12 protein-coding genes are annotated in these 14,289 nt (G+C 60.9%); 3 read left to right on the forward strand and 9 right to left on the reverse strand.

Annotation, left to right across the window (positions count from 1 at the left end; translation table 11 throughout):
• Positions 1-34 precede the first annotated feature (34 nt).
• The 3 genes from xseA to leuA all read left to right on the forward strand — a co-directional run bounded on the left by xseA (position 35) and on the right by leuA (position 4,372).
• A complete protein-coding gene (gene xseA / locus GXB78_RS08800) occupies positions 35-1,414 on the forward strand; it encodes an exodeoxyribonuclease VII large subunit (RefSeq protein ID WP_329515135.1) in 1,380 nt (459 codons plus the stop codon).
• A 3-nt stretch (positions 1,415-1,417) separates the two neighbouring features.
• Positions 1,418-2,239 (forward strand): peptidoglycan DD-metalloendopeptidase family protein, encoded by an 822-nt coding sequence (locus GXB78_RS08805; RefSeq protein ID WP_083353522.1) that lies wholly within the window; start codon positions 1,418-1,420, stop codon positions 2,237-2,239.
• A 453-nt stretch (positions 2,240-2,692) separates the two neighbouring features.
• Positions 2,693-4,372, forward strand: coding sequence for a 2-isopropylmalate synthase (gene leuA / locus GXB78_RS08810; protein ID WP_133338429.1), 1,680 nt, complete (start codon positions 2,693-2,695; stop codon positions 4,370-4,372).
• Between the two features lie 144 nt (positions 4,373-4,516).
• Here leuA and GXB78_RS08815 read toward each other — a convergent pair whose 3' ends face one another.
• The 9 genes from GXB78_RS08815 to pilW form a co-directional block, all read right to left on the reverse strand.
• The gene (locus tag GXB78_RS08815) at positions 4,517-5,308 is read right to left on the reverse strand and encodes an amidohydrolase (RefSeq protein ID WP_329515136.1); all 792 of its coding nucleotides are present in this window, start codon (positions 5,306-5,308) and stop codon (positions 4,517-4,519) included.
• Entirely contained in the window at positions 5,296-6,444 is a 1,149-nt protein-coding gene (locus tag GXB78_RS08820; protein ID WP_329515137.1) for a pyridoxal phosphate-dependent aminotransferase, read from the reverse strand. Before GXB78_RS08820 ends, GXB78_RS08815 begins: the two co-directional genes overlap by 13 nt.
• A 193-nt stretch (positions 6,445-6,637) precedes the next feature.
• The gene (gene der, locus GXB78_RS08825; RefSeq protein ID WP_024014210.1) at positions 6,638-8,110 is read right to left on the reverse strand and encodes a ribosome biogenesis GTPase Der; all 1,473 of its coding nucleotides are present in this window, start codon (positions 8,108-8,110) and stop codon (positions 6,638-6,640) included.
• A 135-nt stretch (positions 8,111-8,245) separates the two neighbouring features.
• Positions 8,246-9,397 (reverse strand): outer membrane protein assembly factor BamB, encoded by a 1,152-nt coding sequence (gene bamB / locus GXB78_RS08830; RefSeq protein ID WP_039761439.1) that lies wholly within the window; start codon positions 9,395-9,397, stop codon positions 8,246-8,248.
• The gene (locus GXB78_RS08835) at positions 9,390-10,031 is read right to left on the reverse strand and encodes a tetratricopeptide repeat protein (protein WP_016773334.1); all 642 of its coding nucleotides are present in this window, start codon (positions 10,029-10,031) and stop codon (positions 9,390-9,392) included. The genes bamB and GXB78_RS08835 overlap by 8 nt, the downstream gene beginning before the upstream one ends.
• 41 nt (positions 10,032-10,072) lie before the next feature.
• A complete protein-coding gene (gene hisS / locus GXB78_RS08840; RefSeq protein WP_329515138.1) occupies positions 10,073-11,362 on the reverse strand; it encodes a histidine--tRNA ligase in 1,290 nt (429 codons plus the stop codon).
• Between the two features lie 22 nt (positions 11,363-11,384).
• A complete protein-coding gene (ispG, locus tag GXB78_RS08845; RefSeq protein ID WP_042608337.1) occupies positions 11,385-12,494 on the reverse strand; it encodes a flavodoxin-dependent (E)-4-hydroxy-3-methylbut-2-enyl-diphosphate synthase in 1,110 nt (369 codons plus the stop codon).
• 3 nt (positions 12,495-12,497) lie between these two features.
• A complete protein-coding gene (locus GXB78_RS08850) occupies positions 12,498-13,523 on the reverse strand; it encodes a RodZ family helix-turn-helix domain-containing protein (RefSeq protein ID WP_329515139.1) in 1,026 nt (341 codons plus the stop codon).
• Positions 13,523-14,281 carry a type IV pilus biogenesis/stability protein PilW gene (gene pilW / locus GXB78_RS08855; RefSeq protein ID WP_253495684.1) on the reverse strand — a complete coding sequence of 253 codons (759 nt, stop codon included), beginning with the start codon at positions 14,279-14,281 and terminating at the stop codon, positions 13,523-13,525. Before pilW ends, GXB78_RS08850 begins: the two co-directional genes overlap by 1 nt.
• Positions 14,282-14,289 lie beyond the last annotated feature (8 nt).

Here is a 14,289-nt window from a genome sequence, read left to right on the forward strand (position 1 = left end):
CAATGAGCAGAAGAATGCCTTTAAACTGCGCCCCATGATTAAAGATCCCTTTGCAAGACTTGGCCTGGACCGTGAAGTCCTGACCGTCAGCCAGCTCAACGGCCGCGCGCGGGTGTTGCTCGAAGACGTGTTCAGCAACATCTGGGTCGAGGGCGAAATCTCCAACCTGGCGCGGCCGGCGTCCGGCCACGTCTATTTCACCCTCAAGGACAGCGGCGCGCAGGTGCGTTGCGCGTTGTTCCGGCAGAACGCCGCGCGCGTGCGCCAGGCACTGAAGGACGGTCTGGCGGTCAAGGTGCGCGGCAAGGTTTCGCTGTTCGAAGGTCGCGGCGACTATCAACTGATCCTCGACACCGTGGAGCCTGCCGGTGACGGTGCGTTGCGTCTGGCCTTCGATGCGCTGAAGGAAAAGCTCAGCGCCGAAGGCCTGTTCAGTGCCGAACGCAAAGTGCCGCTGCCCGCGCATCCGCAACGCATCGGCATCATCAGTTCGCCAACCGGCGCGGTGATTCGCGACATCATCAGCGTATTCCGCCGCCGTGCGCCGCAAGTGCAACTGACCCTGATTCCCACCGCCGTGCAGGGCCGCGAGGCCACCGCGCAGATTGTCCGCGCGCTGAAAATGGCCGATGCCCGTGGCTTTGACGCGCTGATCCTTGCCCGTGGCGGCGGCTCGCTGGAGGACCTCTGGTGCTTCAACGAAGAAGCCGTGGCTCGCGCGGTCGATGCCTGTGTCACGCCGATCGTCAGCGCCGTCGGTCATGAAACCGATGTGTCGATCAGCGACTTTGTTGCCGATGTCCGCGCACCGACGCCCTCGGCCGCTGCCGAACTGCTCGCCCCGGATTCCAGCCATCTGATCCGTCAGGTCGAGAGCCTGCATCGGCGCCTGGTAATGCGCATCCGTGACCGCTTGATGCGTGATCGCCTGCGTCTGGAAGGCATGGCGCGACGGCTGCGGCATCCCGGCGAACGTCTGCGCCAGCAGGCCCAGCGTCTGGACGATCTGGACATGCGCATGCGCCGCGCCTTCGAGCGCAGTCTCAATACCCGCCGCGAACGCCTGATCCGTCTGGAAACCCGTCTTGCCGGGCAACATCCGGGACGCCAACTGGCGATGCTTCGCCAGCGCCTCGACAGCCTCGCCGAACGCCTGCCCCGGGCCATGCGCGATGGCCTGAAACAACGTCGTCAGCAATTGCACAGTCAGATGCAGACCCTGCACGTGGTCAGCCCGTTGGCGACCCTCGGTCGCGGTTACAGCATTTTGCTCGACGAGCGTGGCCACGCGATCCGCAACGCTGCGCAGACCCACACCGGCCAGCGCCTGAAAGCCAAACTCGGCGAAGGCGAATTGCAAGTGCGCGTCGAGGACAATCACCTGACGCCCGTCACCCTCTCTTTACTGGACTGATCCATGCCGCGTTTTCTCGCTCCGCTGCTGTTGCTCTGCCTGACCTTCAACGCCCACGCCGACAGTTACATCACCCGGCTGCTGAACAAACCGGTGCCGGGCGGCGTCGCCGTGGTGGATCTCGGCACTGCCGCACAGGCGCCGAAAGCCACTTATCAAGGCAAACCGGTGCTGGTGGTCAAAGAGCAGAACAACTGGCTGGCGATCGTTGGCGTGCCGCTGACGGTCAAGCCCGGCGCGCAGCAGATCAGCAGTGGCGGGCGCAATCTGCCGTTCACCGTCGGCAGCAAGAAATACCCGGAACAGCACATCACCCTGAAGAACAAACAGCAGGTCAACCCGAACGCCGACAACCTCAAGCGCATTGAAGGTGAACTGGCGGAACAGATCGCGGCTTACCGCAGTTTCAGCCCGAACACCCCGAGCAATCTGCTGCTGGACAAGCCGGTCAACGGGCCGCTGTCGAGCAAGTTCGGTGTGCGTCGCTTCTTCAATGGCGAAGAGCGCAATCCTCATGCCGGACTGGATTTCGCGGTGCCGGCAGGCACGCCGATCAAGACGCCGGCGGCGGGCAAGGTGATTCTGATCGGCAATTACTTCTTCAACGGCAACACGGTGTTCGTCGATCATGGCCAGGGCTTTATCAGCATGTTCTGCCACATGTCGAAGATCGACGTGAAGAACGGCCAGCAACTGGCCCGTGGTGCGGTGGTGGGCAAGGTCGGTGCGACCGGCCGCGCGACCGGGCCGCATATGCACTGGAATGTCAGCCTGAATGATGCGCGGGTGGATCCGGCGATTTTCATTGGTGCCTTCCAACCTTGAATATTTGTAGAGGCGACCGGCCCTTTCGCGAGCAAGCTCGCTCCCACAGGTGGAATGCATTGCAAATGTGGGAGCGAGCTTGCTCGCGAAGGCGGCCTGTAAAACACCGCCATACTCAATGAATCTCCAAAAACTCAATTGCGCCCCATTCCAGCCATACGCAAATATCAACAACCTCTACCGACTTAAGCGCAATAAAATTCTGCTAAATCCCGCTTTCCGAGTATTCCTCTCAATTTTTTTCGACTGCTTGCCATCCTTTCCCCTCGCGGTTAGGGTTGAAGCCATGAAAACCTCTCACACCCTCATTCAGCTTCGCCAGCACCGCAGCCTGTGCCTCGTCAGCGCACGACTGCCAGGCTGAATCGCTGCGCCTCGTCCTACGCTTTTCCAAGAACATTCGTTCAACCGGCAGGCCGCCTCTTTTCGGCCCAGACAACAAGGAATTTCCCGATGAGCATGCTCAAAGACCCGTCTTCGAAATACCGCGCGTTTCCCGTCATTAACCTGCCGGATCGCACCTGGCCGTCGAAAACCATCGACGCCGCGCCGATCTGGTGCAGCTCCGACCTGCGTGACGGCAACCAGTCGCTGATCGAGCCAATGGACGCGGCAAAGAAGCTGCGCTTCTGGAAAACCCTCGTTCAGGTCGGTGTGAAAGAAATCGAAGCGTCGTTCCCCGCCGCTTCGCAAACCGACTTCGACTTCGTGCGTACGCTGATCGAAGAAGGCCACATCCCGGACGACACCACCATTCAGGTGCTGACCCAGGGTCGTGAAGACCTGATCGAGCGCACCTTCGAATCCCTGCGCGGGGCGAAGAAAGCCATCGTTCACCTGTACAACGCCACCTCGCCTTCTTTCCGGCGCATCGTCTTCAACCAGGACAAGGACGGCATCAAGGCCATCGCGGTCAACGCGGCCAAGCTGTTCGTCAAATATGCAGCCATGCAGCCGGAAACCGAGTGGACCTTCGAATACTCGCCGGAGACCTTCAGCGCCACTGAGCTGGAGTTCGCCAAGGAAGTCTGTGACGCGGTGATCGAGGTGTGGAACCCGACGCCAGAGCACAAGATGATCCTCAACCTGCCCGCCACCGTTGAGTGCGCGACCCCGAATATCTATGCCGACCAGATCGAGTGGTTCGGCCGCAACATCAATCGTCGTGACAGCGTGATCATCAGCCTGCACACCCACAACGACCGTGGCACCGGCGTCGCTGCCACCGAGCTGGGCCTGATGGCTGGGGCCGATCGCGTCGAAGGCTGCCTGTTCGGCAACGGCGAGCGCACCGGTAACGTCGACCTCGTCACCGTCGCGCTGAACATGTACACCCAGGGCGTAGACCCTGAGCTGGACTTCTCCGACATCGACGGCGTGCGCAAAGTTGTCGAAGAGTGCAACCAGATCCAGGTGCACCCGCGTCATCCGTACGTTGGCGACCTGGTCCACACCGCGTTCTCCGGCTCGCACCAGGACGCGATCCGCAAAGGCTTCGCCCAGCAGAAACCGGACACCCTGTGGGAAGTGCCGTATCTGCCGATCGACCCGGCCGACATCGGCCGCAGCTACGAGGCGGTGATCCGCGTCAACAGCCAGTCGGGCAAGGGCGGTATCGCTTACCTGCTGGAACAGGAGTACGGCATCAGCCTGCCACGGCGCATGCAGATCGAGTTCAGCCAGGTCGTACAGCGTGAAACCGATCGCCTGGGCCTGGAAATGACCGCCAAGCAGATTCACTCGCTGTTGATCAGCGAATACCTGCAAGCCAACACCCCGTACGCATTGGTCAGCCATCGCCTGCAGGAAGAAAACGGCAACAGCGCCGTCGAAGTCGAAGTGGCCAGCAAAGGTCAGGGCGAAACCAACCTGCACTGGCGCGGCAAGGGCAACGGTGCGCTGGAAGCACTGGTCGCCGGCCTGCCGATTCCGGTGGAAATCATGGACTACAACGAACACGCGATCGGCGCGGGCACCAATGCCAAAGCGGCGGCCTATATCGAACTGCGGGTGAACGGTGAACGTGCGGTGCACGGTGTGGGTATTGACGAAAACATCACCACCGCCAGCTTCAAAGCGCTGTTCAGCGCGCTGAATCGCTCGTTGAGCCAGCCAGAGGCGAAAGCGGCGTAAGCCATCGCTAAATGCAAAAGGCCCCGGAGTGAATGCTCCGGGGCCTTTTTTGTTGTAGATCAAAGGATCGCAGCCTTCGGCAGCTCCTACAGGATGTACGCCGCCCCAATGTAGGAGCTGCCGAAGGCTGCGATCTTTTGCTTTTCAGGTGAATTCGAAAGTGTCGGCATCCAGGTTCGCCGGGAAGCGCTCGCGATACGCCGCCAGTGACGCAGCTTCCAGCACCACATTGAACACGCCATCCGCCTCCCCCGCCGTCAGCAAGGTTTCGCCCTGAAAGTCCAGTACCTGACTGTCACCGGTATACGCGAAGCCCTTGCCATCGCTGCCCACCCGATTCACCGCAGCTACGTAGCAGAGGTTTTCAATCGCTCGCGCCGGCAGCAAGCGGTTCCAGTGCAGTCGCCGGGCACCCGGCCAGTTGGCGGTGTACAGCAGCAGATCGGTGTCCTGCGCGTCACGGCTCCACACCGGGAAGCGCAGGTCGTAGCAGATCAACGGGCGAATCCGCCAGCCCTTGAGCTCGAACTGCACCTGACGCTCGCCCGGCGTGTAATGGTTGTGCTCGCCGGCCATGCGGAACAGGTGACGCTTGTCGTAATGCAGCACCTCGCCATCCGGCCTTGCCCACAGCAGGCGGTTGCGATGGCTGCCGTCGGCCGCCTGAATGATCACGCTGCCAGTGATGACCGCATCGAACTTCGCCGCCTGCGCCCGCAGCCATTTGCTGGTCGGACCGTTTTCGGCTTCGGCGAGGATTTCCGATTCCATGGAAAACCCGGTGGTGAACATTTCCGGCAGGATAATCAGATCAGCGCCACGGGCCTGTTCCAGCAACAACTCGAAGTGCTCAAGGTTAGCCTGGCGGTCATGCCAGGCCAGGCTGGTCTGGATCAGCGCCAGAGTCAGGTCTGGCAATGCACTCAGATCACGCATAGTTTCGCCGCCGCTTCACGCAGCGTCTCCTCGCGTTTGGCAAAGCACAGGCGTATCAGCCGCTGGCCTTGCGGTGGATTCTGGTAGAACACCGACACCGGAATGCTTGCGACACCGTGCTCGCGGGTCATCCACATGGCCATGTCGACATCATTCAAGTCGGGGCGGATCTGCGAATAATCGACCAACTGGAAATAGGTGCCGGCGACTCGGGTAAAACTGAAGCGCGACGGCGCGAGCAGATCGCAGAACAGATCGCGCTTGGCCTGATAGAAACCCGGCAGCTCTTCGACATGCTCCGGGTGCTCGGCCATGTAATCGGCCAGCGCGTATTGCAGCGGTGTCACGCCACAGAAACTCACGTACTGATGCACTTTACGCAGCTCGGCCGTCAGGGCCGGCGGCGCGACGACGTAGCCGGTTTTCCAGCCAGTGACGTGGTAAGTCTTGCCGAACGAGCTGACCACGAACGCGCGCTGATACAGCTCTTCATGGGCCAGCACGCTGACATGCGGGACGCCGTCGAAAACCAGGTGTTCGTAGACTTCGTCGCTGATCAGATAGATGTCGCGATCACGGATCAGCGCCGCCAGTTGATCGAGCTCGTCGCGGCTGATCAATGCGCCGCTCGGGTTATGCGGGGTGTTGATGACGATCATTTTCGTGCGCGGACTGAGGGCCGCGGTGAGCTGCTCGAAATCGATGGAGAAATCGTCCGGGTTCAGCTGCACATGCACGCAACGACCACCCGCCAGCTCCGTCGCCGGTGCATAGCTGTCGTAGCATGGATCGAACACGATGACTTCGTCGCCGCTGTGGATAACGGCCTGAATCGCGCAGAAGATTGCCTGGGTCGCGCCGGGCGTTACCGTCACCTCATGATCGGCATCGACATTCACGCCGTAGCTGCGGGCGATTTTGGCCGCGATCTGCTGACGCAACGCCGGCAATCCGGTCATCGGTGAATACTGATTGTGGCCACTGGCGATATGCCGCCCGACCGCATCACGCAGCGACTGCGGGCCGTCGAAATCCGGGAAACCCTGGGACAGGTTGATCGCGCCGGTCTGCGCCGCGAGCTGAGACATCTGCGTGAAAATAGTGATGCCGACATTCGGCAGCTTGCTGGTGATCATCGGAAGCCCCTTGCAGGTGAGCTGCAAGTTTCAAGCGACAAGCTGGAAGATTCAAGCGGCAAGTTGCAAGCTGCAAGCTGCAAGCTGCAAGCTAGAAGCAAAACCCTCGCGCAAAAAAAAGGGCTCCGACAGAGCCCCCCTTTTGCTTTACCGCTTTTACTTGAAGCTTGCAGCTTGAAACTCGCAGCTGCTTCTATTTCTTGTCGCGGCGTTTCTTGCTGGCTTTCTTGTTGTGCGACATCAAGCGGCGCTTCTTGTTGACCTGGCGGTCGGTCAGCGTGTTCTTGTTGCCTTCGTACGGGTTCTCGCCACCCTTGAACTCGATGCGGATCGGCGTACCGACCAGCTTCAGTACACGGCGGTAAGTGTTTTCCAGATAGCGCACGTAGGACTTCGGCACTTTCTCGATCTGGTTACCGTGGATCACGATGATCGGCGGGTTCGCGCCGCCCAGGTGAGCGTAACGCAGCTTGATCCGGCGGTTGTTGACCATCGGTGGCGCGTGCTCGCCTACCGCATCTTCCAGAATCTGGGTCAGGCGGTTGGTCGGCCAGCGGGTGACGGCGGACTTGAACGAGTTCTGCACCGAAGCGTAGAGGTTGCCCACGCCAGTACCGTGCAGGGCCGAGATGAAGTGGATGTCGGCGTAGTCGACAAAGAACAGTCGACGCTGCAGCTCGACTTTCACGAAGTCGCGCTCGCTCGGCGTCATGCCGTCCCACTTGTTGATCGCGATGACCAATGCACGACCGGATTCGATCGCGAAGCCCAGCAGGTTCAAGTCGTGATCGACCACACCCTCGCGGGCGTCCATGACGAAGATCACCACGTTGGCGTCTTTGATCGCCTGCAGGGTTTTGACCACGGAGAACTTTTCGACTTCCTCGTGGATCTTGCCGCGCTTGCGCACACCGGCGGTGTCGATCAGCGTGTACTTCTCTTCATTGCGTTCGAACGGAATGTAGATACTGTCGCGGGTAGTGCCGGGCTGGTCATAAACGATAACCCGGTCTTCACCGAGCATGCGGTTGACCAGGGTCGACTTGCCGACGTTCGGCCGGCCGATGATGGCGATCTTGATCCCGTCTTTTTCGCTCGGGCCAGGAATGCGCTTGGCTTCCTCGCCTTCGGCGACGACTTCTTCCTCTTCGCCTTCAGCCGGCTCGTCATCATCGCGCGGGAATTCGCTCAGGGCGGCTTCCAGCAATTGCGTGATGCCACGGCCGTGGGCGCCGGCGATCGGGATCGCGTGGCCCATGCCCAGCGGGGCGAACTCGGCGCGGGCCATTTCCGGGTCGATGTTGTCGACCTTGTTGGCCACCACGTGGGAACGCTTGTTACGTTTGCGCAAATGCTCGGCGATCATCTGGTCGGCAGCGGTAAAACCGGCCTTGGCATCTACCAGAAACAGCACCACATCGGCTTCTTCGATGGCCAGCAAGGACTGCTCGGCCATTTTTTCGTCCATACCATGTTCGTCACCGGAGATACCGCCGGTGTCGATCAGAATGTAGGAACGCCCTTGCCACTTGGCCTCACCGTACTGGCGATCACGGGTCAGACCGGACAGGTCGCCGACGATGGCGTCACGAGTCCTGGTCAGGCGGTTGAACAAGGTGGACTTGCCGACGTTCGGTCGGCCCACCAGGGCGATTACGGGAACCATGCGGCTCTCCACTGCGTTATTTCAGAAAATACAAAAGCCGCTGCGAGGCAGCGGCTGGTGCTCGGGGCAACACCCGGGGGCGCTGCAAACCCTGCTGATGCAGGGCCGCTTGGGGATGAACCCCAAGCATAGTTGTTACTTGATGGTCAGGGCTTCCAGTTTGCCGCTGTTGCCATACACATAAATCGTGTCGCCCACCACCAGCGGACGGGCACGCAGGCCGTCGCTGTCGATGCGCTCACGGCCGACGAAACGACCGTCGACCTGACTCAGCAGATGCAGATAACCTTCCAGGTCACCCACAGCTACGTAGCTGGAGAACACTTCCGGTGCCGACAGTTGACGGCGAGCCAGCGAATCGTTGCTCCACAGTGCGGTGGTCGAACGCTCGTCGACGCCTTCAACGGTGCCCGAGGACAGACTCACGTAAACGCTGCCGAAACCTTGAGCGATACCGGCGTAGCTCGACGCATCGCGCTGCCACAGCTGACGACCGCTTTCCAGATCCAGCGCCGCAACGCGACCCTGATAGCTGGCCACGTACAGGGTGCCGCCGGACAGCAGCAGACCGCCGTCGATGTCGACCACGCGCTCCAGTTCCGAACGACCTTGTGGAATGGCGATGCGCTGCTCCCACACCGGCACGCCGTTGGAGATGTCCAGCGCGACCACTTTACCGGTCGACAGGCCAGCTACCGCCAGACGGTTGGTCACCAGCGGAGCACTGGTGCCACGCAGGGTCAGGACCGCCGGGGTGCTGTCATACACCCAGCGCTGGTTGCCGGTGGCAGCATCCAGACCGATCAGACGATCGTCCTGAGTCTGCACGACCACGACGTCGCCGTTGTTGGCCGGCGGCGCGAGGACTTCACTGTTGACGCGGGCACGCCACTTCTCTTCACCATTGCTGGTGTCCAGAGCGACAACTTCGCCACGCAGCGTACCGATCAGTACCAGACCGTAACCCACGCCAACGGCGCCGGAGACAGGCAGTTCCAGATCCTGGTCCCATTTGACGTCACCGTTGCTGCGATCCAGCGCCATCACCACACCGGTCACATCGGCGGCATAGATGGTGTCGCCGTCGATCGCCGGCACCAGCATGTTGTAGGTTTCGCCCTGACCGTCACCGATCGAACGGCTCCACTGCTTGTGCAGAACCACTTCTTCTTTGAAGTCGGTCAGCTCGGCCGGTGGCAATTCTTTCTTGCTGTTGCTGCTGCAACCCGCGGCCAGAAGGGCCAGAGCCAGCAATGCTGCATGCTTCCAACGGATCACGTCACGCATCCCCTTTGGCCAGGTCGTCGAGCTTGATTTGAAGGCCACCGACCGCCGCTTCATCCGACAGTGCCGCCTTGGCTTTTTGATACGCCTTGTTCGCGTCATCGGTACGACCCAAGCGCACCAGCAGGTCGCCCTTGAGTTCTTCACGAGTGGCCAGGAACGCTTTGTCGGCATCGCCGTCGAGCAGTTTCAGGGCGTCTTCGGCCTTGTCCTGCGCACCCAGCACCTGCGCCAGACGCTGACGGGCGATTTCGCCCAGCGCCGGGTTGGCCGGTTTGTCGACGATGGCTTTGAGTTCGGTTGCCGCGTCGTCCAGCTTGCCGCTGTCGACCGCTACTTTGGCGACGAACAGGCTGCCGTACTGCGCGTAGGCCGAACCGCCGTATTCGCTATTGAGCTTGCCGGCCAGATCCGCAACACGGGCGGCATCAGGCTTGCCGTCAGGCGTCAGCGTGGTTTCCAGCAATTGCTGATAGAGCACCGAGGCGCCTTGCGACTGGTTGCTCTGGTATTTGTGATATGCCTGCCAGCCGAACACGATGACCAGCGCCAACAGGCCGCCGGTGACCAGAGGTTTGCCGTTGCGTGTCCACCAGTCCTTCAAATCCGCCAACTGTTCGTCTTCGGTACTCGACACCCCAATACTCCTTAATCGCTAAATCGGCTGTTAAGACAGCTTCAACCCTGCACGACGCAGGTGGCCAGGTGAGCGGCGAGCGCATCCCAGGCAATGCTTTGTTGTTCGCCCTGGCCACGCAGGGGTTTGAAACCTACCACTTGCTGGGCCATTTCGTCGTCACCGAGGATCAATGCGTACAGCGCACCGCTCTTGTCGGCCTTCTTGAACTGGCTTTTGAAACTGCCGGCGCCGGCATTGACTTGCAGGCGCAGGTTTGGAAGTTGATCGCGAACCCGTTCGGCCAAGGCCAGACCGGCCAGCTCGGCTTCTTCACCGAAGGCGCAGAGATAGACGTCGACCTGACGGGAAATTTCTTCCGGGATCTGCTCGAGGGTTTCGAGCATCAACACCAGTCGCTCGATGCCCATGGCGAAACCGACGCCCGCGGTTGGCTTGCCACCCATCTGCTCGACCAGACCGTCGTAACGGCCGCCCGCGCACACGGTGCCCTGGGCGCCGAGCTTGTCGGTGACCCATTCGAAAACGGTTTTGCTGTAGTAATCGAGACCACGTACCAGTTTCGGGTTGAGCACGTAAGGAATGCCCACGGCATCCAGACGCGCTTTCAGGCCTTCGAAGTGAGCGCGGGACTCGTCGTCGAGGTAATCGGCCATTTTCGGCGCATCGACCAGCACGGCCTGAGTGTCGGCATTTTTCGTGTCGAGCACCCGCAGCGGGTTGGTTTTCAGGCGACGCTGGCTGTCTTCGTCGAGCTTGTCGTGGTGCGCCGAGAGGTACTCGACCAGCGCTTCACGATAGTGACCACGGGACTCACTGGTACCAAGGCTATTGAGTTCGAGCTTGACCGCGTCACGAATGCCCAGCTCGCCCCACAGGCGCCAGGTCATGATGATCAGCTCGGCGTCGATGTCCGGACCGTCGAGGTTGAACACCTCCAGACCGATCTGGTGGAACTGGCGATAGCGGCCTTTCTGCGGACGCTCGTGGCGGAACATCGGGCCGATGTACCAGAGTTTCTGCACCTGACCACCGCCGGTGATGCCGTGTTCGAGCACGGCACGTACGCAGGCCGCGGTGCCTTCCGGACGCAGGGTCAGGGAATCACCGTTGCGGTCTTCGAAGGTGTACATCTCTTTTTCGACGATATCGGTGACTTCGCCGATCGAGCGCTTGAACAGCTCGGTGAACTCGACGATCGGCATGCGGATCTGCTTGTAACCGTAGTTATCCAGCAGGCGCGCCACGGTGCCTTCGAAATAACGCCACAGCGGGGTCTGTTCGGGCAGGATGTCGTTCATGCCACGAATGGCTTGCAGAGACTTGCTCACAAAATTTCCTTAATTCGTTCGATCAGCCGCGCGCGATAACGGCAGCGTCAGCTTCGACCTTTTCGGCCGCTTTCTGGCGGATCAGCTTTTCCAGCTCGTCCACCAGATTGTCATTCGTCAGCTTCTGCGACGGCTTGCCGTCGATGTAAATCAGGTTCGGCGTGCCGCCGGTCAAGCCGATATGGGCTTCCTTGGCTTCGCCGGGGCCGTTGACCACGCAACCGATGACCGCGACATCCAGCGGCACCAGCAGGTCTTCAAGGCGCCCTTCCAGCTCGTTCATGGTCTTGACCACATCGAAGTTCTGCCGCGAACAGCTCGGGCAGGCGATGAAGTTGATGCCACGGGAACGCAGATGCAAAGACTTGAGAATGTCGTAACCGACCTTCACTTCCTCGACCGGGTCGGCCGCCAGCGAGATGCGGATAGTATCGCCAATCCCTTCGGCGAGCAGCATACCTAGGCCCACGGCGGATTTCACCGTGCCCGAACGCAAACCACCGGCTTCGGTAATGCCCAGGTGCAGCGGCTGAACGATTTCCTTCGCCAGCAGGCGGTAGGCTTCGACGGCCATGAACACGTCAGAGGCCTTCACGCTGACCTTGAAGTCCTGGAAATTCAGGCGTTCGAGGTGCTCGACGTGACGCAGGGCGGATTCGACCAGCGCCGCGGGGGTCGGCTCGCCGTATTTCTTCTGCAGGTCTTTTTCCAGGGAACCGGCGTTGACGCCGATGCGGATCGGAATCCCGCGATCACGCGCAGCATCGACCACGGCACGCACGCGGTCTTCGCGACCGATGTTGCCCGGGTTGATGCGCAGGCAGTCCACACCCAGTTCGGCCACGCGCAAAGCGATCTTGTAGTCGAAGTGAATGTCGGCCACCAACGGCACTTTGACCAGTTGCTTGATCCTGCCGAACGCCTCGGCGGCGTCCATGTCCGGCACCGAAACGCGAACGATGTCGACGCCGGCGGCTTCCAGACGATTGATCTGCGCCACGGTCGCGGCGACGTCATTGGTGTCGCTGTTGGTCATGCTCTGCACAGCGATCGGCGCGTCGCCGCCCACCGGTACGTTGCCGACCCAGATCTTGCGCGATTCGCGACGTTTGATTGGAGATTCGCCGTGCATGACTTATTGACCCAACTTCAGGCGAGCAGTCTCGCCACTGGTGAACGGAGCGATATCGACCGGTTGGCCGTTGTAGCTGACCTGTGCTGCGCGGGCGACGCCCAGACGTACAGCGAGCGGCGGTTTGCCGGAAACACTCACGCTGTCGCCTTTATGCTTCAGACCACTGAAAATCACTTTGCCACGGCCATCGGTCACCTGCGCCCAGCAATCGCCGGTGAACTGCAACTGCACCTGGCCTTCGCCGGCAACTGGAGCAGTCGCTTCAGCGGTGGCTGCCGGAGCCGTCGGAGCGGTCACGGTTGGCGCCGGTGTCGCTGGAACATTCGGGGCTGGAGTGGCCGGAGCAGCAACCACTGGCGCCGGGGTGTGGGCCGGTGCGCTCGGTGCAACGGTTGGCGCGGCTGGCTCGGTGGCCGGAGCAGCGGTTCCGGCACCGGTGGATTCAGCACTGGTTTCCGACTGCGGCAGGTCCAGCGATGTCGAGTTGTCAGCCTGATTCTCGGCGACAGCCTGATCTTCCGGCTCGTCGATCGGGTGGATCTGCGTGGTGCCGTCGGCGCCTTCGACTTCGACGTGCTCCGGTGCGAGGCTGGTCAGATCGCGGGTGCGCTGCGAGGTTTGATCCTGCCACCAGACGAAACCGCCGCCGATGACCGCGATCAGCAGCAACAGACTGACAATACGCAAAATGGTGTGGGAGACCCGCACCGGCTCTTCGATGCGACCGAGGGCGTGAACGTTGCTGCCCTGGGAATCGGTGCCGGTGGACTGGTCGAACTGCTGAACCAGAACGGTCTGGTCCATGCCGAGCAATTTGGCATAGGCGCGAATGTAACCGCGAGCGAAGGTATGCCCCGGCAGCTTGTCGAAAGCGCCGGCTTCAAGATTGCTCAGGGACGTCACGGTGAGGTTGAGCTTGAGGGCCACTTCGGCCAGCGACCAGCCATTGCTTTCGCGGGCCTGGCGCAGAGTCTCACCGGGATTAACGCGATTCGCTGCTACAACTTCGGGATGCGCCGCTTTCATCATTGCTCCGACAGGTATTGCTGATATTCCGGCGTACCGGGATAGAGTCGTTTTAATTGCAGACCGTAACTGGCTGCCTTGTCGCGATCTTCAAACACTTTTGCCAGCCGAACGCCGAGCAATAGACTACGTGCATTTTGTTCGGTCAGCTGGCTGAAACGGTCGTAATAGTCACGCGCGGGCACATAATGCCTGTCTTCGAAGGACAACTCAGCCATTTCCAGCAATGCGCGTGGTTGTTGGCGGTTCAGGCGCAGGGCTTTTTCCAGCTGTTGCTGCGCCAGATCACGCTGGCCAAGCTTGGCGGCGGTCATGCCGAGGTTTTCGAAGACCCGCGAACGCTCAGGATACAGGGTATCGGCGGCCGCTTGTTCAAAACGCTCGTAGGCTTCCTTGTAGCGCTGTTCTTCGTAGAGAAAACTGCCGTAGTTGTTGAGGATGCGCGCATCGGCGGGACGGGAAGACAAAGCCTTGCGAAAGTGCTCGTCGGCCAGTGCCGGCTCCATCTCGGCCTGAAACACCAGACCGAGGGCCGCATTGGCGTCGGGATCCGAACTGTCCAGATCCAGCGCTTTCTTCAATGGCACCTTGGCACGTTCGGTCATGCCCTGCTGCAGGTAGCCCAGCCCCAGCTGCACGTAGGCAGCCCGCGCTTCATCGCGGCCCTTGCTGGTCTTCATCGGGTTGTAGTCACCCGACAGGACACAACCAGCACACAGGCTGGCCAACAGCAATAGCAGCGCAAAGCGCAGGGACATAGAGATCC

Origin of the sequence: Pseudomonas moraviensis subsp. stanleyae (assembly GCF_036283065.1) — a bacterium.
Classification (GTDB): Bacteria; Pseudomonadota; Gammaproteobacteria; order Pseudomonadales; family Pseudomonadaceae; genus Aquipseudomonas; species Aquipseudomonas stanleyae.